Raw genomic sequence first — 21,529 nt, forward strand, 5'->3', positions numbered from 1 at the left:
GTCAGTACGGAGAAGGGGCGGAGTTACGGGTGGTGCCGGCTCATTACGCCCCTTTTCGTTTTCTGCTGCATGCACGACAACGCCGGCAGAGCTTCATGCTCCACCGGCGTTAAGTTTTCGAAGTCATTGTTTGCGGTCTTTCTCATAGTAGTCTCCCCTTCTGGCATTATTGGTTTTGTTATCGCCAGTCGGTTGCTGGCGCTTACGGCGGCCCGGTCACTGGCCGCCATCTTCTTCTGCGGTCGGGAACCTCATGCTCCCATCTTCTTCTCGCCATCATGGCGCTCATGCCGATCAGCGCTTGGGTCGTCGATCGTCTTCTTTCGCAATCCTTAAACATGCGCATTCCCTTTCATGCTGCAGGTTCGTCTTTCGGGTCTCTTGCCCTGTCGGCTTCTTGTGTGGCCGCTGTTGATTCACAAACTAACACAAACAAATTTAAGGTCAATAAGTTTGTTTGTGTGAATGCGTTATTTTTGATAATTGATTGTAGAAATCAGGGATCAAGGAAATGGAAACGGCCCTCACCCGCCTGCTCAATGAAAAACTTCGTGAAAAATTTGACGGCAACGCAAGCGAGCTCGCTCGGGTCGTTGGCACCAGCCAGCAGAACATCAGCAACTGGTTGAATGGGGATGTTATCAAACCTTCCTATTGGAAGGCGGCGGCGCGTGCTCTTGGTCTGCGAGAAATAGAACTAGACTCAATTATGTTGGCGGTTCGAAGGGATGCTGGACCCGATCTCCCCGCGGAGGCATGGGTACGAGATCTGGGCTTTCGAAAAATGCCACACACTGAAGACGAAGTCCCCGATTTCGATGATCGGATCCCTCTGCTGCGGCCCACTCGGCAGGCGCCAAACGCCACCGTTGCCCCCCGCCAACAGATTGTAACAACCAACAAAATGCTCCCCGTTCTTGGCATGGCTGTCGGCGGTGAAGATGGCCGTTACATATTTAATGGTAGCGTGATCGACTATGTTGTCTGCCCTCCGTCTCTAGAGAACGTGGCGGGAGCCTATGCGGTCTATATTGATGGCGAGTCGATGTATCCTCGCTTTAAGGCTGGCGAGACCGTGTGGGTCCACCCAGGTAAGCCAGCTCGTCGAGGCGACGACGTGATTGTGCAACTCAAACCTATAGAAGACGATGGCTCTCCCCCTTGGGGCTACGTCAAAGAATACGTCGGCCGGCAGGGCAACAACCTGGTTCTCCGGCAGTACAATCCACCAATCGAGATCCAGTTTGACGTCAACGAGGTTCTCACGACTCACCCGATCGTACTGGCCGGAAAATACTAAAAAACACAAATTAACAAACTTTGTGATTGACGATAAAAGTTTGTAGGTCTATATCTCCTCTTGTACCCAGCAAACCAAGCTGGCCACCACAAAAGGAGACAGACCATGTACAGACCGCGTCCAGAAGAGTTCGACAATATCTCTGTAGCCGCACACGGCGCGACTGCCCAGTCCGATGAGCCAATGAAGCGCCCGGACCACAAGGCCAAGAAGCACGGCAAGCCCAAGACGAAATACGAATACATGCGCCGCTTCCCCAAGAAGCCGCGCAACGGCGAGGAAGTCGGCGGTGGCCACTTCGTATTCCGCCGTGGTGACAGCACTGGACGCATTCGTCCCTGCATGTGGCCCTTCGAGCATCCCTCCTATGATTCCGCACTGGTCGAAGCCGCCCGCCTGCACTCTGAGCACGGCGGCACCTTTGAAGTGTTCGTTCGCATCGGCAGCGTCGAGGCGCTGGAGGCTGGCGAATGAGCGCAGCTGCTGTTGAGAAGCCGACAGTTCAGCAGATCATCACCGAAGAGCATGCCGACCTGTTGCGGGACATAGCCAGTTTTCTGGCTTTGTCGCTCTTCATAGCCGCAGTGCTGATCTGGGCTTACTGACACCCGCCCCGCATAGGGCTTCAGACAAGGGATAGGGAAATGGGAATCTTTGACCCGCCAACATTTGAGACGGCGATGTAAGGGATCAAGGCGTGGGACCGCTCCGTCAAGAACATGCCGCTTCTGTCCGATCAGATGCGCGGCATGAAAGACGGCCAGCAAACTTGGTCTACCACGCACGACTGGTCCGCAGTTCGTGATGGCCTGAGATTATTGGGACTTTTGAAGGATTTGCCGCCAACCTGCGATGACGGGTGGCGGATACCGACGACTGAGATCACAGAGTTAGGTTGCGAGGTTCGCGCCGCACTCCAATCCCCCACCAAGTAACCACAGCACACCACCCACCACCACACCACACCCGAGGAGACAATCATGTCCAGAAGACGCGACAACACCTACACCCCTGCCCCTTATGCCGGCGACGGCCTTGAAGTCGTAGCCAACCTTTCATCTGAAACCGCACCGACTACCGTTCTCATGGCTGTCGCCAAATGGCACGAGCGCAGGAAGGGCGGCCGCAATCGCGTCATTGCCTCCAAGCTTCGTGCTCTCGTCGCGGCGAATGATAATGGGAGGAGAAGATGAGCGTGGGGGGTATCGCTACGGCAGTGTCTAAGACTGCCCTGTCCGCTGCGGAGCCAGTGGCGTGGATTAACCAGCAAGAACTGCGATATCTCGAAATGGTGTCGGGCAATAACGGCTGGGGAAACCATCTGCGAAGCGTAACACTTGGCGGCGAGGAGGAAGGACGTTCGCCCCTCTACGCCAAACCTCCTGCGCCATCCTTGGCCGTGAAGGCTTTGGACTTCGACACCGTCTATGTGATCCCACGCGAGATGACAGACGAGGAATGGGCAGAGGTCAAATACAACGTTGATCGGAAGGCGAACCCTGACATTGATCTCTGGCGCATCAAGGAGGCCGTGAAATACGCGAACTTCATCGCCGGTCATCGTGGCCGCTCCGCCCTCTCCGCACAGGTGCAAGAAACGAATTGCGCCAAGTGCGGCTTGAAAAAGCATACCCCTCTGCGCGTAGACAGAATGGGCGGTTATGTCTGCCTGACCTGCATAGATATCGCCCTCTCCGCACAGGTGCAGGACGTGGCGGGGTGGCAGCTTGTGCCGGTGGAACCGACAGCAGAAATGGAAGATGCTGCACGGCACCTGATGATGTGGCTGGACTTCGCTCGGCCAACGGAAGCGGCCCTCATAGCTCATTGCAAACGACTCGGCAAAGAGCCGCCACCTGAATGCCGTGACGTTGATCATGTACCGCCTAAAGCCATGCGGCTGTTTTGGGTGTATCGCGCGATGCTCGCCGCAGCACCCGCGAAGCAGGAGGCCACCGATGTCACCAGCCAATGACAACGCCCCTCGCCTCATGGGCAGAAGAGAAGCTGCAGAATATCTTGGCATAGCCGAGTCCACGTTCTCGACGTGGGTGGCCACTCTCAAGATGCCGCAGCCGATCGCCGGCACCAGAAAATGGGACAAAAAGGCGATCGATGCTCGCCTTGACGAATTGAGCGGCTTGGCGGTCAATGACAATGAAGACCCATATGAGAAATGGATGAGGGAAAATGCGAGTTAAGCTCAAAGGGCTGATGAAGGTCAAAAAGACCCTCGCGAGCGGCAAGACCATCTATTACTGCTACGCCTGGCGCGGCGGTCCGCTTCTCAAAACAAAGAGCGGCGAGCCAATGCAGCCGGGCGATCCCATGTTGATCAAGGCGTTTTCGGACGCGACGAAGGATCGCCACGTTGACCCAAGCGAAACGTTGGGAGCCCTCATCACCGAATATAGGGCGTCGACCGAGTTCTTATCGAAAGCAGACAAGACACGCCGAGAATATGACCGGTACCTCGATCTAATTCGACAGAAGTTCGGCAAGGCACCATTCTTCATGCTTCAGGATCCGCGCTACCGAGGCGAGCTCAAGAAGTGGCGCGACAGCATGGCGGACAGGCCTCGCACAGCGGATTATGCGTGGACCACCCTTGCCCGCATCCTTTCCTTCGGCAAGGACCGCGGCAAGCTGTCAGTGAACATTGCGGAGAAAGGCGGCCGCCTTTATTCCGCCGACCGCACCGAAAACATCTGGACCGAAGATCACTTGCAGAAGCTGTTCGCCGTTGCGACGAAAGAGATAAAGGCTGCAGTTATCTTCGCCCTGTGGACAGGTCAGCGGAAAGGCGACCTGCTGGTTGCCCCATGGAGCGACTACGACGGCAAGACCATCAAGGTTAAGCAGAGCAAGACCGGCGCACGCGTAAAAATCCCTTGCGGCAACGAACTGAAACAGATTTTGGACGCGATGCCGCGACGGTCGACGGTGATTCTCACCAACACGAGAAAGAAAATCCCGTGGACGTCGGATGGCTTCGACACATCGTTCCAAAAAACAAAAGCAAAGGCTGGTATCGAGGATCTGACCTTCCATGACCTTCGCGGAACGGCTGTGACCCGTCTGGCCATGGCAGGATGCAACAACAGCCAAATCGCGTCCATCACCGGCCACAGCCTACGCGATGTCGACGCTATCCTTGACGCTCACTATCTGGGCGGACGAGCTGAACTCGCCGAGCAAGCAATTGCCAAGCTGGAGGATTATCAGGGGCAAAAGAAGTAGCTTGACGCAACCCTGAATGTAACCTTACTGTAAGGCGACTGAATTATTCAGTCGCTTTTTCAGTTTGCAGACTTACTGTAAGTCTTTGAAACTCGATGTACGTTACAAGATGCAGTTTGAAATTAAGCGCTTTAAAAACATTACATAAAAGACTGACTTTTAATCAGTAGGTCCAGGGTTCGAATCCCTGCGCTCTCACCAACGGAATCAATCACTTATCCGTTGAAAATACCCTTCACGCCGGTGAGATCATCCTCACATATGTGTCGCATCGAATGCTCCTGTCGGTTCTGCGGACATTTCTGTCACCGACGTGACGCATAGCCTCGCTTCCTTGTGGCGGCGGCGCAGGACACCCTTAAACAACCACCGCTACTTCTTTGCACCACTTGCGATCAGCATACGGACAAGAGCCGTGTCGCCAGTTTGTTTTGCAAATGAGAGAGCAGTTTCGCCAGCGGAGCCCTCGGCATTCGGATCTGCCCCTTGGGCGAGAAGCGCAGCCACCACATCAGGGCCGTTCTGCTGATTATTCGCCTGCATGATCAATGGCGTCCATCCCTTCTCATCGCGGGCATCGATATTCGCACCGCGCCTGACAAGCAGGGAAACGGTGTCTGGATCGGTGATGATATGGAGAATGGTCACGCCTTCGTCGTTCGCCGCGTTGATGTCGCCACCATTTTTAAGCAGAAGGTCGAGCACCTGCTCTTCGGGGTATATGTCGATGAGATGGATCGGCTGGAAACCGAACTTGTCTCTTGACGTTGCCAGACTGGGGTCAGCCGCAATCATGGTTCGAACGGTTTGGACATCGCCCACCTGAATGGCGTGGTGGAAGGCACCCACCCTGTCGGCATCCGTCGCCGGCGCTGACACGGCGGAAAGTCCAAAAACCATCAGCACGATGAGAAACGAGCGCGGTAGCATTGCGATCCAGAATGTTGAGTATCGCCCGATAACGGAGTCCCTGATCGGCGGGCCTCACGGTCCGCCCATGTTCTACTTGTTTTTAGCTTGATCGTGATGCCACTTGATGGAGAAAAACATGCCAACGCCTAACACGATAAGCTTGAACGGCAAGAAGACTAAAGGGAAAAAATCCCACATTTTGGACACTTCCAGACTTTGATTTAACACTCTGTGATAAAAGAGAATTACCTCAAAACTCCCTCACGCAACATCAGGCATTTTGACGCGGGTGGCTCGTAATATCACCACGTCGCGGCCTGCCGCCCTTTGGATGACCATCCCTACCGATAAGCGTAGATGTACCGGGCGATATTGTCGTAAAAGCTGGAAAGATAGGCGGGAACCCGACTGAAACGGGCAAACTTGCTGCCCCTATATTCGTCACGCGTGCCGACCAGCGTATCCGGGTCGCCGAATGGCAGGAAATCCTTATCGGTGATGTAGACCTCAGTGCCATAACCCCAGCCACATTCAAGAGCCCGGTCGAAGGGCAGCGTCATCCTTCGTGCCGTCTTGAGGAAACGCTCCGCAGCCCTGCGGGAGATGATGTAGCAGGCAGACGAGCCCTGCGGGCCATAGATGCACCGGCCGAACGTATCACCAAGGGCACTGGTTTTGCGGCCCTTGAAGCCCTTTCGACGGTGATTGGTCAGTTTTATGATCGCGTCGTCAGGCATCACCGCAACCATGGCCTTGACCCGTTCCGAGAAATCCGGCGTGAAGGCGACGTCATCTTCGACGATCACGGCGACAGGCGCATCGGTCGCGAGGAAGATTTCAAGCGCTTTGATATGGCTGGCGTAACAGCCATATTCTACCGGCAGGGCGTGGCGGCCATTGCGCAGCTCGAAGCCGCGCCGGTCGAAATCCCGCCAGCCGACAGGGGAAATGGTCTTGCCGTCCACCCCCTCTACTGGCCGCAGGTCGAGACCGAGGCCGGAGGCGCCTTCCAGCATCTTCTCCAGCCGCGACCGTGCGCGAGCAATCGAAACGATATAGATCGGGAAAGTCGAGGCATGCTGCATTCGAAGGCACCATAAGCGGGACAGAACGAACCGCCTCCTACAGCAAGCCGGGCCATCCGTCCATGCGGCTGCGATCTCCAGTCTTGTCGGAAGATGCGCCGAGTGGCCGTAATGCCGAAAAAACGAGCGGGATTATTTGCGCGGGGCGGTTCGGCGGCAGCGCCAGTTCCAGTCACGCGCTTCGCCGGTATCCATATGCACTGACTCAGTATGGCAATAGGTGCCCACGCCGCCACGATCCGGCAGGGAACGCAGATAGGCGGCGAGTTCCCATTTGGAAACACCCTTGATCTGGATGTCGGCGGCATCGCAGGTATAGTGCTTGGAGCCCTGCCGAATTCCCTTCGGCGGGCGATAACCGGAGGTGACGATCGCCGGGCTGTTATAGTGACGCTCCACATCCTTGATCATCCGCACCAGTTCCGGCTTGAAACAGCCGACTTCGACGTGGTCCGTCTGCAGGAAAAGACCGTTCGGGGAAACGCGGGTGAGACCCGAGAGGGAGGCGAGCTTCATCAGGCCGGTCGGCTGGTCATCCTCTTCATCGAGATGGGCGTCGTCGAATTCCTCGGACATCATCGCGCGGCCGGAAAGCGCAATACCCATAGACCCGTCAGCCGCTCCGGATAAGGCGGCGACCTCAGTATTGCCGGCCGTGCCGCTTTCGATCATTTTTGGCAGACGCTTCTTGGCGGCACCGGCGAAAAATGCCGCAAGCGTCAGGCTCTTGCCCTCGCCTTCTCGCCCCTCACCCGTCGCTGCGGCATTGGTGGCAGGCTGCGCAGCCGCGCGTTGTTCCGGCTGCGGCACCGGCACGGCGGCGGGCTGACGATTTTCGCTATGCTGTTCCGGCGGCACCTGAACGGCTACCGGAACAGGGACCGGCGCGGCAACGGGCTGCGGCTGCGTCGGCTGTATCGGCGCGGAATAGACACTGCTGACGGCGGGAATGATTTTCTGGGCGGAACCGCCCTGGGCTGCGGCCACGCCTTGAGCGGCTGCAGAACCGGGATGCGTCGCTGTGGAATAGATGCTGGACGTCCCGGCGGAAATTGCCGTCGGCTGCGTCGTCAGTCCGCCTATATCGGCGGCTGCACCATAACCCTGTGCGGGGCTACCGGGCGCCTGGTGTTGGGCCGGAACGTTGTTTACGCCGGCCGCCGATGCGACGGCGGGATCCACATAATGCCCCGGCTGCGCGCCGGTCGCCGGCGAAGCAACGGCGGCGGCGGCTGTCTGCGGCTTGTGCTGTGCGGCAATTTCCGGCTTCTTCGCCGTGGCGGCCATCTCGTCATCCGTCACCGCTGAAACGCAACCGGAAAGCCCGAGCAGCGAAACCGCGACGACAAAACGCTGACAGGAAAGGCGTCCTTTCGCATTCTCTGCAGTTTTCATGGATGGCCTCCGTATCTTGCATTTTCACCAGCAGCACGGCAACGGAATCGTGCGCTTCCCCGAAACGGAACAGGCCGTTTTTGATTCGCGGACTATGCCTCATCCCCGCGGGACAAGGCAAGTGCGCGAAAAACCGCCCTTATTCGCTCAAAAAACCCTACCAGGAACCGGTATTCTGCATAGATATCCACGGTTCGGCTGGTGCGAGGCTTTCGCCTTTCTGCAAAATTTCGAATGAAATACCATCCGGTGACCGCACAAAAGCCATGTGCCCGTCACGCGGCGGACGGTTGATGACGATGCCGCTCTGTTGAAGACGCGCACAGAAGTCGTAGATATTGTCGACTTCATAAGCCAGGTGGCCGAAATTGCGGCCGCCGGTATAATCCTCAGTATCCCAGTTATAGGTGAGCTCCAGGCACGGCGCCTTGTTTTCCTTCGCCGCAGCAATGTCGTCGCGGGCGGCAAGAAACACCAGCGTAAACCGGCCTTTTTCATTCTCGATTCGGCGTATTTCCGTGAGACCCAGAAGGTCGACGTAGAATTTAAGTGATTCGCCAAGGTCTTTGACGCGAACCATCGTGTGCAGATACCGCATTTTATTCCTCTCCATTACACGGGTCCGAAGCCGTTAAACGCACGATGGCAAGCCCCGGACAAGGACGGCGACATAAAAGCAGGTGCGTAAATCAAAAACTAGGGCTTGCGTGAAACCGTTACCAAGATGTTAATCTGGCGCACAGGAATCAGTTGACCGGTGTATGGCGCGTAATCGAGGGGTTGGCAGGATATGGCTGATAGGATGTCATCGAAAACGATAGTCGATGTCGAGGACCTTTCGGGCGATGCCGTCGACCTGACCGAAATCACCGGCGTCGTGAAATGGTTCGACGTCGCCAAGGGTTTCGGCTTCATCGTGCCCGATAATGGCACACAGGATGTGCTGCTGCACGTCTCGTGCCTGCGCCGCGACGGTTACCAGACCATACTTGAAGGCACGCGAATCGTCGCCCTCATCCAGCGGCGCGACCGCGGTTTCCAGGTTTTCCGCATCCTGTCCATGGATCAGTCGACCGCCGTTCACCCGTCGCAGCTGCCGCCGGTGCGCACCCATGTGCAGGTGACGCCGTATAGCGGGCTTGAGCGCGCCATCGTCAAGTGGTTCAACCGCACCAAGGGTTTCGGTTTCCTGACGCGCGGCGAAGGAACGGAAGATATTTTCGTGCATATGGAAACGCTGCGCCGTTTCGGCCTGACGGAGCTGCGGCCCGGCCAGGTGGTGCTGGTGCGTTACGGCGATGGCGACAAGGGCCTGATGGCGGCGGAAATCCATCCCGATAACCCGGTTTCCATCGGGATGTCGCATTGATGTCCGGCCTGCGTCCCATGCTGAAAAGTGCCGTCATGGCGCTTGTTTTTTTCACGCTAGCCGGCGCCGCACACTCTCAGGAACGCCAGACATTCACCTCCGAGCCGCTGACCATCGAGACGGCCTCGGGCAAAACCCAGGACTTCGTTGCCGAACTGGCGCTGGACGACGCCCAGCGCTCGCAGGGCCTGATGTTCCGCAAGTCCATGCCGCCAGAAAACGGCATGCTTTTCGATTTCGGTGAAACACGCGCCGTCGCCATGTGGATGCGCAACACCCTCATCCCGCTCGATATGCTGTTCATCGCCAGTGACGGCCGAATCACTCATATCCATGAAAACGCGGTTCCCCATTCGGAAGCGATCATCAGCTCCCGCGGGCCCGTGAAATTTGTGCTTGAGCTGAATGGAGGCGCCGCGAAACGTTATGGCATCAAGCCTGGCGACATTGTCCGCAGCGCGCAGATCGGCAACCGAAAATAACATTGCCGCGTTATTGTGTCTGAATGAGCCGGACGACCTTTCGCCCGGCTGGCGCAATAATCAGTAAACCGGCTCGATATGGCTCAAAATCCGGCAATTGGAGATGGAAGCGGCAAGATTGATGGCGATGTCGATCGCCTCGACCGAATCGGCCGTGCCTTCCAGATAGATCACGTCATTTTCGACGGTCGCGGAAATGCGCGACTTTTCGAGACCCGATTCGAAGGCCAGCGCCGAAGTGATTGCCTGACATACGCCAGCCATGCGGTCTCCGAAAAAGCTTTCCTGAATGCCTGACAAATTGAACATATGCGTTCTCCTTCTTATGGACACAACAACGCCCCGAGGGCGGTTTTGTTCATCTCCGGTTCATCTATTTGTTCATCTTCCATTCATCTTGGAAAATTGGAACCCCCTGATCGATCACATTTTAGGTGATCGGGAACCATTTCGTGAGGCGAGCATTTCGCGCATGGGAGCAAACACCGCCATGAAGGCGCGTGAAACAGGGAGGAAAATGACATGCTGATCAACAGAACAGAGCCGTGTCACCACGCCTCGTGGATGAAACCGGTGGCAATCCACCTGCCGCTTTGCGTCGCCGTGGAGATCTACAGCCCGCTGGTGGCGCTCGACATGCTGATGTACCGCTGGCCCGAGGAACATGGGCCTGAATATGAAGAAGCGCGCAGAAACTGCCTCAATGCCATTGCTGGCAAATGTGACATCGAGATAGCACGGGAATCGTTTCTCGTTGCAAGCAGTCATGCCCATATCCTGAACGTCCACTAAAAGTTACTGACCGTCATGATGATTGAGCCCTTCTTCATGAAGGGCTTTTCTTTGCGCGAGGCTTCCGCAGCGCTTTCGTGCACGGCGCAGCCTCGCGCCTGCCGATCATGACATGTAACTGTCACGCAAACGTTATAATCGGCAGAGACGAATTCCATGGAATCGATTGGCGGGTGACCCGCCGAAAGCTTGGGAGTGGAACTGGCCAGCATGGAAACCGTCTTTGCCCTTTGCGCAATTATGCTCCTCGCCTTTAATCTTCTCGGCATTGTTCTCGCCGGCTGGCGACTGACGAGACGGGACGCGGAAAACGATCTTGTCCAGCAAAAGCCGCCGGTCTCGCTGGTGGTGCCGTTGCGGGGCGTCGAGAACTTCACGCCGCTGACGCTCTCGCGTGCCTTCGGGCTCGACTGGCCGGATTATGAGCTGCTGTTCTGCGTCGCAGACGAATCCGATCCCGTGATCGCGGAAGTCCGCAAGGCCGCGGCCGCATTTCCCTCGGTCTCCATGCAATTGCTGATCGGTGACGACCGCGTCAGCGCCAATCCGAAGCTGAACAATTGCGTCAAGGGCTGGCGGGCCGCCGGGCATGAATGGGTGATTCTCGCCGATTCGAACGTGCTGATGCCAAAGTCCTACATTGCCACAATGATGTCGGCCTGGCGGCCGGATAGCGGGCTGGTCTGCTCGCCACCGCTCGGTTCCCGCCCTGTGGGGTTCTGGGCCAATGTGGAATGCGCCTTCCTCAATGGCTCGCAGGGCCGCTGGCAATATGCAGCGGAAGCGATCGGCATCGGTTTCGCACAGGGCAAATCGATGTTGTGGAACAAGCCGTTCCTGGAGGACCGTGGCGGCATTCGCGCACTCGCCGCCGAAATCGCCGAGGACGCCGCGTCCACGAAGCTGGTGCGAAGCGCCGGCCGCAAGGTGCATCTGGTCTCCGCCCCATTCGAGCAACCGCTCGGCCAGCGCCATGCCGGCGAAATCTGGTCACGCCAAACCCGCTGGGCGCGGCTGAGACGCGTGACCTTTCCGCAATATTTCGCACCGGAAATCCTGACCGGCGCGCTGCCGCCGCTTCTTTTCGCACTTGCCGCCGCCGCCATGATGGATGTGAACCTCGCCGCGACCGCCTCCGTCGTCCTCGCCCTCATGTACGGCCCGGAACTGGCGCTCGCTGCCCTCAATGGCTGGCCGGTATCGCTCTATACGCTGCCGGCCATGATCGCCCGCGACCTGATCATGCCCGTCGTCTGGGCGCGCAGCTGGATCGGCAGCGCGGTGGCCTGGCGCGGCAATGTCATGACGATCGGCACGGCTGAGAGCACCCTGGCGGGTCCGCCTGCGGAATAACTGAGAATATTTCCTGGGAGTTACGCCGGAAAGCTGATGTTCAGCTTTAAAATGGTCGGAGTGGAGAGATTCGAACTCCCGACCCTCTGGTCCCAAACCAGATGCGCTACCAGACTGCGCTACACTCCGCCGAGGCGATGGCTGGGGAATACACGGTTCACCTGAAGTCCGCAACAGGGAAATTCATCTTTGTTCAGTCATGGCCTAGATCGGCAAAATCCGCGGCCGGCGTGGCAGCGGTGGGATAAGGAAAGCGCGGGATAATCGTCTTGACTCTCACCTGAAGTCAGTCCATTTCAAATTCAACGTTCCTGACACGATTTGGTTATTCTATTCAGGTACGTGAAGAATAATTCGGGGATGTAAACGCCCCACTGTCCAACCGGAGCAGTTTCGACATGTCTGCGAAGATTTACCGCCCTGCAAAAACCGCCATGCAATCCGGCACGGCAAAGACCAATGTCTGGGTTCTGGAATTCGACGCCGAGGTTCCGCGCAAGATCGATCCGATCATGGGCTACACCTCCAGTTCCGACATGAAGCAGCAGGTCAAGCTGACATTCGAAACGCAGGAACAGGCCGAAGCCTATGCACAGCGCAAGGGCATCGAATACCGCGTCATCCTGCCGAAGGAAGCAACCCGCAAGGTGGTTTCCTACACCGACAATTTCCGCTTCAACCGCACCCAGCCCTGGACGCACTGAAACGGCGCACTGAAACACGCCCATTGAAGATTTCTGCTGGAGCATCCATTGCCCGGCATAACGGCCCCTTAGCTCAGCTGGATAGAGCGTCGACCTTCTAAGTCGAATGTCGCAGGTTCGAATCCTGCAGGGGTCGCCACCGCTCCTCAAATCACCGATGAATGACTGGACGGATTTTATCGCAGCACGCGATCAGTCTGCGTTTGCATCGCGGTTGTTCTTCATCGTTCTCCATTTCACGAGATAACCGAAACCCGGCCCTATCAGCATGCCGCCGATAACCCACTCGACCAGGGTCAAGGGTCGCTCATCCGGATCGTGACCAGTGACGTAGAGAAAGAGAAAAAACGCGACCACGCCGCCGGTCAGGAGCGTGAGCGGAAAAAGGACACTGTCGCGAAAACCCTTCATACATTCCACCTCCCTTGGCTGTGTTGATAAAGGTATTGGGTATGAGCCTACGGGCAAGCTGCTATTACAGTAGCGTCTACAAGTATCGCTTGGGCAACTTGCGCCAATTGCAGACACCTCAAATTGCTCCGGGAGGGATCATTTCGCCCATATCTGACTTTAGGAAGGCTATGTACTTCGCCAAAAACGGACGTGCCTCACGTCAACGGCTACTGCTTACTCGAGATCAATTTGATTGAAGACTGCCGAAACATGGATATCGATCATTTCCAGAGGGGCCGTCCCAGTGTTTTGATATTTGTGCGGCACGTTCGCAGGACCGAAAACGATCTGCCCCGCAGTTACGCAAAATTCTTGGCCGCCGACTGTAAATTTTGCCTCGCCACTTCGAACTATAAAAATCTCGTCGTAAGGATGCTGATGAAGCTTGGGACCCTTGCCGATTTCATCGGTGCTAAAGAACATCACAGACGCGTTTGTGCCAAATGCCTTTCCCTCAAACTCGCCGTGCCAGACATTTTCGGACTCCGCCCATTCTGCGCGGTTCATCACGCGTGCCCCTGTCATCGCTATCTCCTAATCAGGTCAGTGCGGTTGCAACTTAAGGCATAGCCGACTGGCAGCCACTTCGATAGTGTCGGTTTCAAACGGCCACTTGCTAAAGCCGCCTGTCCGCAACCCACCCCACCTCGACCTTTAGGAAACCAATCCCGGAATGACCGTTCAGGACCAACAGCCGCCATCAGAATCGGCCGTGCCCCAAACCTCAATCGCCTCCAGAAACACCCGCTTTAGCCGACTTGCACACTTGCGCCGTCCACTCTGCCCAAAGCAAAAGCGCCAACGCTGGCCCTTTCGCCCTACCCCCGCCCCATCAGCGTGAAATACCCCCAAGCCGCCACAAAAAACGCGACGACAGCCACAATCGTCAGCGCCTTCTTCGCTTTCGGCCCCATCGGCTGGCGCGGTTTTTTCGGTGGCACCGGTTTGCGGAACTTCACCACATTGTCGTTCATTCTATCATCGTCCTGAATGTCATTGCTGAAACCTCTGCTGTTTTAGTGGCATCGGCCTTTCCAGTGCTTATCTCTAGCAGACCAGAACTATCATAAATATTACCAAGTTTTCACTTCACCCTAGAGGCAAGCTATGTCACTTCCCACAATCAGAGGAATACACAGCGACGGACGGATGGACAAAGCGCAGAGCTGAAACAACCCTCTGTGGTATTTTGAATTTTGCGGGTGACGAGAATGAATGACGCCAACGGCAATGGCCGCGATACACCAGACAGCCAGCCCGATCTGCGTGAGATTCTGGGAACGAACAGAAACGGCCGGAAGAAGAAATCGCGTCGGTTTCTTTATATCGCGGCGGCCATTGTGCTGATTGGCGGCGGCCTTGGATATTATTACCAGTCACGCGCGGCGGGTGTTGCCTACAACTACACCACGGAACCTGCACGTCAGGGCGATCTTTCCGTCATCGTCACCTCCACCGGCTCGGTGCAGCCGACGGATCAGGTCGATATATCGAGTGAATTGTCCGGCACGGTGCGCAAGGTCAACGTCACCTACAATACGCCGGTCAAATCAGGCGATATTCTGGCCGAGCTCGACACCAACAAGCTCGAAGCCGATGTGCAGAGCGCCCGCGCCAAACTCGCCTCCGCCAAGGCCAACGTGCTGAAGGCGCGGGCCGATCTCGGCTCGGCAAAGACATCCATGGAGCGTCTGCGGTCTCTGGTGCAGAATAGGGTGTCCAGCCAGCAGGATTTGGATGCCGCACAATTCACCCACGATGCTGCCGCCGCGACGTTGCAGGTCAACGAGGCGACCGTGCTTTCAGCAGAGGCGGATCTGCGGCTCGCCGAGGTCAATCTCGGCAAAGCCAAGATCGTCTCGCCCATCGATGGCGTCATCCTCACCCGCAGCGTCGATCCCGGCGCCACCGTCGCCTCCTCGCTCAACGCGCCTGTGCTCTTCACCATCGCCGGCGATCTGCGCCATATGGAATTGCAGGTTTCGGTGGATGAGGCGGATGTCGGCAAGGTCGAAACCGGGCAGAAGGCCACGTTTAACGTCGATGCCTATCCCGACCGCAGCTTCCCGGCCGAAATCGAGACTGTCCGCTTCGCGTCCGAAACCGTATCCAATGTGGTGACCTATAAGGGCATATTGACTGTCGATAATGCCGAACTGCTGCTGCGCCCGGGCATGACCGCAACTGCCAATATCGTTGTTGAAGAAATCAAAGACACACTGCTGGTGCCGAATTCCGCGCTTCGCTACACGCCGCCGCGCGAATCCGCTTCCCGTGGCGGCGGGTTGATGAGCCTGTTCCGCCCGCCCCGCATGGGCCGCTCGCAGAACCGCGACGCCGGTCAGGCCGCGACGGGCAAAAGAACCGTCTGGGTGCTGCGCAACAACGCGCCCGTCTCCGTCGCCATCGAAACCGGCTCCACCGACGGCCAGCACACCGTGGTAAAATCGGGCGAGCTGAAAGCCGATGATCTGGTGATTACCGACGCTACGACCCGCAACGCCGGCTGACGGGGGAGAACCGCATGCAACAGCCGCCGCTCATCGAATTCCGCAATGTCGTCAAGCAATATGGCCGCGGCGAAGCAACCATTCGCGCGCTCGATGGCGTCAGCCTGTCGATCCACGAGAGGGAATTCGTCGCCATCATGGGGCCATCAGGCTCGGGCAAATCCACCTCGATGAACATCATCGGCTGTCTGGATGTACCCACGGCTGGCGAATATCTGTTTCAGGGCGTGCCGACCAGCGGCTTCGATAATGAGCACCTGACGCTGCTGCGCCGGCACATGCTGGGTTTCGTGTTTCAGGGCTTCAATCTTCTTTCCCGCACCTCGGCGGTGGAAAATGTCGAGCTGCCGCTGGTCTATCGCGGCATGAAGGCCTCCGAACGGCGCGCCCGCGCCATGGAGGCGCTGGCACAGGTGGGTTTGAAGGGTCGCGAGGATCACACCACGCAGGAGCTTTCCGGCGGCCAACAGCAGCGTGTGGCCATTGCACGCGCCATCGTCACCCGCCCTGCCCTGCTTCTGGCCGACGAGCCGACGGGTAACCTCGATACCAAAACCAGCAACGAGATCATGGAACTGATCACGGCGCTCAATCGCGACAGGGGCATCACGGTCGTCATGGTCACCCATGAAGAGGATATTGCCGCCCACGCCGGACGCCTGCTGCGCTTCGTCGATGGCCACCTCGCCTCCGACAGCGCGGCCGACGAAAAGGAGACATCCGATGTTCTTTGAAACGTCACGTCTTGCGCTGCGCGCCATCAGCCGCAACCTTTTGCGCTCCTTCCTCACCGTGCTCGGCGTCGTCATTGGTGTGGCCGCCGTCATCGCCATGGTCACCATCGGCAACGGCACGACGGAACAGGTGAAATCGGAACTGTCGCGGCTCGGCACCAACATGCTGTTCGTGCGCCCCGGTCAGTTCGGCCCCGGCCGCGCCAGCACGGAAGCCAAGCGTTTCGATGACCGCGATGTTGAGGCCATCCGCAACCAGATATCAGGCATCCGCGCCGTCGCGCCACAGAACCGCAGTTCCGCGGCCACTGTCATTTTCGGCGGCAAGAACCACCAGACGAGCGTCATCGGCACCACCAACGATTATCTGATAGCGCAGGACTGGACCATTGCGCTCGGCCGCGATTTCCAGCCTGCCGAAGACCGCGGCGGCCAGATCGGCTGCATCATCGGCGAAACGGTGCGTCAGGAACTTTTTGGCGCGGAAAATCCTGTCGGACAGACAATCCGAGTCAGCAATATCTCCTGCCCCGTCATCGGTGTCCTCGCCAGAAAAGGTCAGTCCGGCCTCGGTGACGATCAGGACGACACCATCATCATGCCGCTCAAAATCCACCAGCGGCGCATCGGCGGCACCACCACCATCTCCTCGATCATGGTCTCGGCACAGGACGGCGTTTCCACCGCCAAGGTGCAGAGCGACCTGCAGAACCTGCTGCGTGAGCGGCGGCGCATCAACATTGGCCGCGAGGATGATTTCACCGTCAACGACATGACACAGATCGCCTCTGCCATGACCGGCACGACGACACTGCTCACCGGGCTTCTGGGTGCGGTCGCCGCCGTCAGCCTTCTTGTCGGCGGCATCGGCATCATGAACATCATGCTGGTGTCGGTGACAGAACGCACCCGCGAAATCGGCATCCGCCTCGCCATCGGCGCGCTCGAAAAACAGGTGCTGACGCAGTTTCTGGTCGAGGCCGTCATGTTATCGGCCTTCGGCGGTATCGTCGGCATTCTGACGGGGCTCGGCCTTGCTTACGGCGTCGTCAGCTTCCTCAACGTGCCCTTCGTCACCAGCCCGTCGATCATCTTCCTCGCCTTTGCCTTTTCAGCGGCCATCGGGGTGATTTTCGGTTACTTCCCGGCACGGCGGGCGGCGAGTTTGAGCCCGATCGAGGCGTTGCGGCACGAGTGAGGAAAGCGGTCGATGCTGCAACGGCTTCGAGCGAATAGGTTCACAAATTGCCGGAAGGGGTTTCTATGTTCAAATCGGTATCGGACAGCGCGGCTGCCGCTGACGGCGGTTCACTCGCCCTCTTCGTGGAGCGAATGGATGGGCAGACAGAGCAGTTTGTGATCAATCGCTCTTTAGCGGCACGCGGGACACCGGCTTACAACAAAATCGTATCGAACCTTCGGCCGCTCTCCGCAGACGATTGCAAGATGATCGCTGCCGCTCTCGAACCGCTATTGACGACGACGCCACCGATTCATCCGCTGGCGGATTTCATCAAAACACTCAAACAGCAGGCGTCGCACCTCGATAGCTGATTTCCGGCGACAGTCAGTTCCGGGAATTGAAATCCGACACCTCTCCTCCGTCATCCTCGGGCTTGTCCCGAGGATCTAATCACGTTGAGTAAAATCAATCAGTTGCGGATCCTCGGGACAAGCCAGAGGACGACGTCGCGTTTGGAGGAGCGCGCATACACAAGAAAAATCTGCTTCGCCGACGCACAGGGCGCGTTGGCTCTTAAACGCTTGCCTCAGCCTCACGCTGCTTCGCCAGCGCCGCCAGATCGGCAGGCTTCAATTCGACCGATTCACCACAGCCGCAGGCCGAGGTCTGGTTCGGATTATTGAAGGTGAAACCCGAACGCATCTTGGTCACTTCAAAATCCATCTGCGTGCCGAGCAGGTAGAGAACGGCGGAGGGCTGAACCCAGACCTTCGCACCGTCGAATTCAACCAGATCGTCCTTCGCATCCGCTTCGGTCACGAGGTCAATGGTATATTCCATGCCCGCGCAGCCACCCTTCTTGATGCCGATACGCACGCCCTTGGCGTCGGGTCCGGAATTATCGACGATTGCTTTAACACGCGAGGCGGCAGCCCCGGTCATGGTCATGATCGCAAAGCCCATGGGCTCATTCTCCTTCGACAATCGAGTTCAAGGCTCGATGCTTATGGAATTCAATTTAAGTGCACCCGACAATGTCATCAAGAGATGACGCCTGTCAAAATCGCTTCAGTCTCAATACCAGCCGACGGCGACCTGCGCTTCTTCCGACATGCGCTCCGGCGTCCATGGCGGATCGAAGGTCATCGACACGTCAACGCCGGAAACACCTTCGACAGCGCCAACAGCGTTTTCCACCCAGCCCGGCATTTCGCCAGCCACCGGGCAGCCCGGCGCTGTCAGCGTCATGACGATCTTCACCATACGGTCGTCCTCGATATCGATCTTGTAGATCAGACCGAGTTCGAAAATATCGGCCGGAATTTCCGGGTCGTAGACGGTTTTCAGCGCCGAGATCACGTCGTCGCTGAGACGCGCCAGCTCGTCGGGCGGAATGGAAGACGGCTTTGCCGCTTCTTCCGTTGCATCTTGTGTCTTTGCAGTGGCTTCCGCAGTCATGGTCTGATCCTCAATCCTGATCTCATCTATGCCGATATCAGGCGAAAAATTTGCGCGCATAGTCCAGCGCCTCAACAAGACGATCTACTTCGGCGCGGGTATTGTAAAGGCCGAACGATGCCCGGCATGTGGAGGTGACGCCGAACCGTTTCAAGAGCGGCATGGCGCAATGGGTGCCGGCCCGCACGGCAACGCCGCGCCGATCGATCACCATCGAGACGTCGTGGGCATGGATACCCTCGAGTTCGAAGGAGAAAATACCGCCCTTGTCAGGCGCATTGCCGATGATGCGCAGAGAGTTGACCTCGCGCAACCGCTCCGCGGCGTAAGCAGCAAGATCGGCCTCGTGGGCCGCAATCGCGGCACGGCCGAGATTGTCCATGTAATCCAGCGCGTAACCAAGCCCGATCGCCTGCACGATGGGCGGCGTGCCGGCTTCGAAACGGTGCGGCGGCTCGTTATAGGTGACATTGTCTTCGGAGACGTCGAGGATCATCTCGCCGCCGCCCTGGAACGGCCGCATCTCGCGCAAGCGATCAGCCTTGCCGTAGAGCACACCGATGCCCGAGGGACCGTAAAGCTTGTGGCCGGTCATCACATACCAGTCGCAATCGATATCGCGCACATCGACCGGCATATGAACCGCGCCCTGCGAACCATCGATCAGCACCGGAATACCGCGCTCATGGGCAATGCGGCAGATTTCCTTGACCGGCACGATGGTGCCGAGCGCATTCGACATATGGGTGATGGCAACGAGCTTGGTGCGCTCCGTCAGGCTCTTTTCGAAAGCCTCGATGTGGAACGCGCCGTCATCATCGACAGGCACCCAGACGAGCTTTGCGCCCTGCCGTTCCCGGATGAAATGCCACGGCACGATGTTGGAGTGATGCTCCATGATCGAGATGACGATCTCGTCACCCTCGCCGATCTTGGGCATGCCGTAACCGTAAGCGACCGTATTGATCGCCTCGGTCGAGGATTTGGTGAAGACGATCTCGTCCACCGAACCGGCGTTGAGGAAACGGCGCACCTTTTCGCGCGCCGCCTCATAGGCGTCGGTGGCGGCATTGGAGAGGAAATGTAGGCCGCGATGCACATTCGCATATTCGTTGGAATAAGCACGCGAGACGGCGTCGATCACCACCTGCGGTTTTTGAGCGGACGCGCCGTTGTCGAGATAGGTCAGCGGCTTGCCGTAGACCTCGCGCGACAGGATCGGAAAATCCTTGCGCACGGCTTCGACGTCATAAGGGGCCGCCACTGCGGCGCGTTCGCTCTCAGGCATGATGTTCCAGCCAGCCGGAGATGATCGCCTCCAGCGCCTCTACCAGATTTTCTTCTTCCAGTTCCTCGACGATCTCGGCGACGAAGGCGTTGACGAGCATCGCCCGCGCCTTGGCCCGCGGCACGCCGCGCGCCATCAGGTAATAGAGATGGTTGTCGTCGATATCGGCAACCGTCGCACCGTGACCGCACTGAACGTCGTCGGCGAAGATTTCAAGCTCCGGCTTTGCCGAGAACTCGCCATCGTCGGACATCAGCAGCGTATTGCACGCCATCTTCGCATCGGTCTTCTGGGCATCGGGTGCAACCCGGATCATGCCCTGGAAAATGCCCTTTGCACGGTCGAACACCACGTTGCGGAACACTTCCGTCGAGGTGGTGTTCGGCACGTTGTGGCCAAGCACCATCGTCACGTCGGTATGCGTTTCGCCACCCAAGAGGTTGACGCCGCGGACGATGAGATCAGTGCCCTCACCTTCCACGTCGATCCGCAGTTCCTGCCGCACCAGCTTGCCACCGGCATTGATGATGAAAATGCGCACCTTGGCATCCGCGCCGATTTTCATGCGCAGCTGGCCAAGATGAATATCGGCCGCACCCTGGCTCTGCAGGATGATCCAGGTCACTTCCGCGCCGTCTTCAACGACGATGTCGCTGACGGAGGACACCAGGGCCGCATCCGAAGTCACCGAAAGGTGACGCTCGATAACGGTCGCTTTGGAACCCTTGCCGAAGCGCACCGGGAAGCGGCTGTGAACCTGACCTGCCCCATGGACGGCCTGCAATTCGATCGGCTTTTCGATCTCGGCATCGGCCGGAATGTCGAGTACCAGACCATCGCGCACGAAGCTGCCGTTGATGCGGCCGATCACGTCGTCCTTGCTCGCTTCCGCAAGGCCTGCGGCAGCCGTGCCATCAAGCAGGCTCTCGGCGAAGCTGGAAACGCTGATGTCTTCGATCTTGCCGATATTGGCCGTGCCGTGCAGCACATAGGCGACGGGCGAACCGGCGACAAGCGATGCCTGCTTGTCGATAACGGGCGCAGGCTGGTCATCCGGAATGGCGCGCAGCAGCGTTTTCAGATCGGTGTAGTGCCAAGCCTCGATGCGACGGGTCGGAAGACCGCCGGTCTTCAGATCGTCGAACAGCACGTCACGGGCGGCGACAACCGCACCATTGCCCGGCAATTCGCTAAACTTGGCGGTATAGGCGTCGATCAGCGCGGTTTCCGCTGGCGTCAGCCGGTTGGTCGTTTGAATGTTCATGGACATC

Annotated in this window: 28 protein-coding genes and 2 tRNA genes; 17 read left to right on the forward strand and 13 right to left on the reverse strand. The window is 57.9% G+C overall.

Annotated features, from left to right (window positions below):
* Positions 1-511: 511 nt before the first annotated feature.
* From NYR50_RS07485 to NYR50_RS07515, 7 genes are all read left to right on the forward strand, one after another.
* Positions 512-1,300 (forward strand): LexA family transcriptional regulator, encoded by a 789-nt coding sequence (locus NYR50_RS07485; RefSeq protein ID WP_418135518.1) that lies wholly within the window; start codon positions 512-514, stop codon positions 1,298-1,300.
* Positions 1,301-1,405: 105 nt separating this feature from the next.
* Positions 1,406-1,774, forward strand: a complete 369-nt coding sequence (locus NYR50_RS07490; protein WP_418135519.1) for a hypothetical protein — start codon at positions 1,406-1,408, stop codon at positions 1,772-1,774.
* Positions 1,771-1,905: a hypothetical protein gene (locus NYR50_RS07495; RefSeq protein WP_418135520.1), complete on the forward strand. Its 135-nt coding sequence runs from the start codon at positions 1,771-1,773 to the stop codon at positions 1,903-1,905. The genes NYR50_RS07490 and NYR50_RS07495 overlap by 4 nt, the downstream gene beginning before the upstream one ends.
* 375 nt (positions 1,906-2,280) lie before the next feature.
* Complete coding sequence (locus NYR50_RS07500) at positions 2,281-2,493, forward strand: hypothetical protein (RefSeq protein WP_418135521.1); 213 nt, start codon at positions 2,281-2,283, stop codon at positions 2,491-2,493.
* Positions 2,490-3,275: a hypothetical protein gene (locus NYR50_RS07505; RefSeq protein WP_418135522.1), complete on the forward strand. Its 786-nt coding sequence runs from the start codon at positions 2,490-2,492 to the stop codon at positions 3,273-3,275. The genes NYR50_RS07500 and NYR50_RS07505 overlap by 4 nt, the downstream gene beginning before the upstream one ends.
* Complete coding sequence (locus NYR50_RS07510; RefSeq protein WP_418135523.1) at positions 3,259-3,501, forward strand: helix-turn-helix transcriptional regulator; 243 nt, start codon at positions 3,259-3,261, stop codon at positions 3,499-3,501. The genes NYR50_RS07505 and NYR50_RS07510 overlap by 17 nt, the downstream gene beginning before the upstream one ends.
* On the forward strand, positions 3,491-4,540 hold the full coding sequence (locus NYR50_RS07515) for a tyrosine-type recombinase/integrase (protein WP_418135524.1): 1,050 nt from the start codon (positions 3,491-3,493) through the stop codon (positions 4,538-4,540). The genes NYR50_RS07510 and NYR50_RS07515 overlap by 11 nt, the downstream gene beginning before the upstream one ends.
* 372 nt (positions 4,541-4,912) lie before the next feature.
* Here the strand turns inward: NYR50_RS07515 and NYR50_RS07520 are convergent, their stop codons facing one another.
* From NYR50_RS07520 to NYR50_RS07535, 4 genes are all read right to left on the reverse strand, one after another.
* Entirely contained in the window at positions 4,913-5,470 is a 558-nt protein-coding gene (locus tag NYR50_RS07520) for an ankyrin repeat domain-containing protein (RefSeq protein ID WP_418135525.1), read from the reverse strand.
* Positions 5,471-5,793: 323 nt separating this feature from the next.
* Complete coding sequence (locus tag NYR50_RS07525) at positions 5,794-6,537, reverse strand: glycosyltransferase family 25 protein (RefSeq protein ID WP_418135526.1); 744 nt, start codon at positions 6,535-6,537, stop codon at positions 5,794-5,796.
* Positions 6,538-6,669: 132 nt separating this feature from the next.
* Positions 6,670-7,932, reverse strand: coding sequence for a YcbK family protein (locus NYR50_RS07530; protein ID WP_418135527.1), 1,263 nt, complete (start codon positions 7,930-7,932; stop codon positions 6,670-6,672).
* Positions 7,933-8,089: 157 nt separating this feature from the next.
* Positions 8,090-8,530: a VOC family protein gene (locus NYR50_RS07535; protein ID WP_006314281.1), complete on the reverse strand. Its 441-nt coding sequence runs from the start codon at positions 8,528-8,530 to the stop codon at positions 8,090-8,092.
* 192 nt (positions 8,531-8,722) lie between these two features.
* On the opposite strand from NYR50_RS07535, the gene NYR50_RS07540 reads away from it, so the two are divergent.
* Both NYR50_RS07540 and NYR50_RS07545 read left to right on the forward strand, forming a co-directional pair.
* On the forward strand, positions 8,723-9,301 hold the full coding sequence (locus NYR50_RS07540; protein WP_092768544.1) for a cold-shock protein: 579 nt from the start codon (positions 8,723-8,725) through the stop codon (positions 9,299-9,301).
* Positions 9,301-9,783: a DUF192 domain-containing protein gene (locus NYR50_RS07545; RefSeq protein WP_418135528.1), complete on the forward strand. Its 483-nt coding sequence runs from the start codon at positions 9,301-9,303 to the stop codon at positions 9,781-9,783. Before NYR50_RS07540 ends, NYR50_RS07545 begins: the two co-directional genes overlap by 1 nt.
* A gap of 60 nt (positions 9,784-9,843) precedes the next feature.
* Here NYR50_RS07545 and NYR50_RS07550 read toward each other — a convergent pair whose 3' ends face one another.
* A complete protein-coding gene (locus NYR50_RS07550) occupies positions 9,844-10,092 on the reverse strand; it encodes a BON domain-containing protein (protein WP_003522642.1) in 249 nt (82 codons plus the stop codon).
* A gap of 213 nt (positions 10,093-10,305) precedes the next feature.
* Here NYR50_RS07550 and NYR50_RS07555 point away from each other — a divergent pair, with 213 nt between their 5' ends.
* Positions 10,306-10,575: a DUF982 domain-containing protein gene (locus NYR50_RS07555; protein ID WP_006314278.1), complete on the forward strand. Its 270-nt coding sequence runs from the start codon at positions 10,306-10,308 to the stop codon at positions 10,573-10,575.
* A gap of 210 nt (positions 10,576-10,785) precedes the next feature.
* Positions 10,786-11,928 carry a ceramide glucosyltransferase gene (locus tag NYR50_RS07560; protein WP_418135529.1) on the forward strand — a complete coding sequence of 381 codons (1,143 nt, stop codon included), beginning with the start codon at positions 10,786-10,788 and terminating at the stop codon, positions 11,926-11,928.
* Positions 11,929-11,980: 52 nt separating this feature from the next.
* Here NYR50_RS07560 and NYR50_RS07565 read toward each other — a convergent pair.
* A tRNA-Pro gene (locus NYR50_RS07565) sits at positions 11,981-12,057 on the reverse strand.
* Positions 12,058-12,326: 269 nt separating this feature from the next.
* Between NYR50_RS07565 and NYR50_RS07570 the strand changes: the two genes are divergently transcribed.
* Both NYR50_RS07570 and NYR50_RS07575 read left to right on the forward strand, forming a co-directional pair.
* On the forward strand, positions 12,327-12,632 hold the full coding sequence (locus tag NYR50_RS07570) for an ETC complex I subunit (RefSeq protein ID WP_010971882.1): 306 nt from the start codon (positions 12,327-12,329) through the stop codon (positions 12,630-12,632).
* A 62-nt stretch (positions 12,633-12,694) separates the two neighbouring features.
* Positions 12,695-12,771, forward strand: a tRNA-Arg gene (locus NYR50_RS07575).
* Positions 12,772-12,824: 53 nt separating this feature from the next.
* Here NYR50_RS07575 and NYR50_RS07580 read toward each other — a convergent pair.
* The 3 genes from NYR50_RS07580 to NYR50_RS07590 form a co-directional block, all read right to left on the reverse strand.
* Positions 12,825-13,043: a hypothetical protein gene (locus NYR50_RS07580; protein WP_418135530.1), complete on the reverse strand. Its 219-nt coding sequence runs from the start codon at positions 13,041-13,043 to the stop codon at positions 12,825-12,827.
* A 216-nt stretch (positions 13,044-13,259) separates the two neighbouring features.
* A complete protein-coding gene (locus NYR50_RS07585) occupies positions 13,260-13,610 on the reverse strand; it encodes a cupin domain-containing protein (protein ID WP_418135531.1) in 351 nt (116 codons plus the stop codon).
* 293 nt (positions 13,611-13,903) lie between these two features.
* Positions 13,904-14,059, reverse strand: a complete 156-nt coding sequence (locus tag NYR50_RS07590; RefSeq protein ID WP_418135532.1) for a hypothetical protein — start codon at positions 14,057-14,059, stop codon at positions 13,904-13,906.
* Positions 14,060-14,296: 237 nt separating this feature from the next.
* Here NYR50_RS07590 and NYR50_RS07595 point away from each other — a divergent pair, with 237 nt between their 5' ends.
* The 4 genes from NYR50_RS07595 to NYR50_RS07610 all read left to right on the forward strand — a co-directional run bounded on the left by NYR50_RS07595 (position 14,297) and on the right by NYR50_RS07610 (position 17,883).
* Positions 14,297-15,595 carry an efflux RND transporter periplasmic adaptor subunit gene (locus NYR50_RS07595; protein ID WP_174008699.1) on the forward strand — a complete coding sequence of 433 codons (1,299 nt, stop codon included), beginning with the start codon at positions 14,297-14,299 and terminating at the stop codon, positions 15,593-15,595.
* A 14-nt stretch (positions 15,596-15,609) separates the two neighbouring features.
* Entirely contained in the window at positions 15,610-16,329 is a 720-nt protein-coding gene (locus tag NYR50_RS07600; protein ID WP_418135533.1) for an ABC transporter ATP-binding protein, read from the forward strand.
* Positions 16,319-17,527: an ABC transporter permease gene (locus NYR50_RS07605; RefSeq protein ID WP_080808281.1), complete on the forward strand. Its 1,209-nt coding sequence runs from the start codon at positions 16,319-16,321 to the stop codon at positions 17,525-17,527. The genes NYR50_RS07600 and NYR50_RS07605 overlap by 11 nt, the downstream gene beginning before the upstream one ends.
* A gap of 65 nt (positions 17,528-17,592) precedes the next feature.
* Positions 17,593-17,883, forward strand: coding sequence for a hypothetical protein (locus NYR50_RS07610; protein ID WP_006314125.1), 291 nt, complete (start codon positions 17,593-17,595; stop codon positions 17,881-17,883).
* Between the two features lie 202 nt (positions 17,884-18,085).
* Here NYR50_RS07610 and sufA read toward each other — a convergent pair whose 3' ends face one another.
* From sufA to sufD, 4 genes are all read right to left on the reverse strand, one after another.
* Complete coding sequence (sufA, locus tag NYR50_RS07615; RefSeq protein WP_418135534.1) at positions 18,086-18,475, reverse strand: Fe-S cluster assembly scaffold SufA; 390 nt, start codon at positions 18,473-18,475, stop codon at positions 18,086-18,088.
* Between the two features lie 111 nt (positions 18,476-18,586).
* A complete protein-coding gene (locus NYR50_RS07620; protein ID WP_010971890.1) occupies positions 18,587-18,970 on the reverse strand; it encodes an SUF system Fe-S cluster assembly protein in 384 nt (127 codons plus the stop codon).
* Positions 18,971-19,007: 37 nt separating this feature from the next.
* Positions 19,008-20,258: a cysteine desulfurase gene (locus NYR50_RS07625; protein WP_418135535.1), complete on the reverse strand. Its 1,251-nt coding sequence runs from the start codon at positions 20,256-20,258 to the stop codon at positions 19,008-19,010.
* Positions 20,251-21,522, reverse strand: coding sequence for a Fe-S cluster assembly protein SufD (gene sufD, locus NYR50_RS07630; protein ID WP_418135536.1), 1,272 nt, complete (start codon positions 21,520-21,522; stop codon positions 20,251-20,253). Before sufD ends, NYR50_RS07625 begins: the two co-directional genes overlap by 8 nt.
* Between the last annotated feature and the right edge of the window lie 7 nt (positions 21,523-21,529).

The sequence above is a fragment of the Agrobacterium sp. El2ro-1b genome (assembly GCF_048298475.1).
GTDB classification, from domain to species: Bacteria; Pseudomonadota; Alphaproteobacteria; order Rhizobiales; family Rhizobiaceae; genus Agrobacterium; species Agrobacterium fabrum.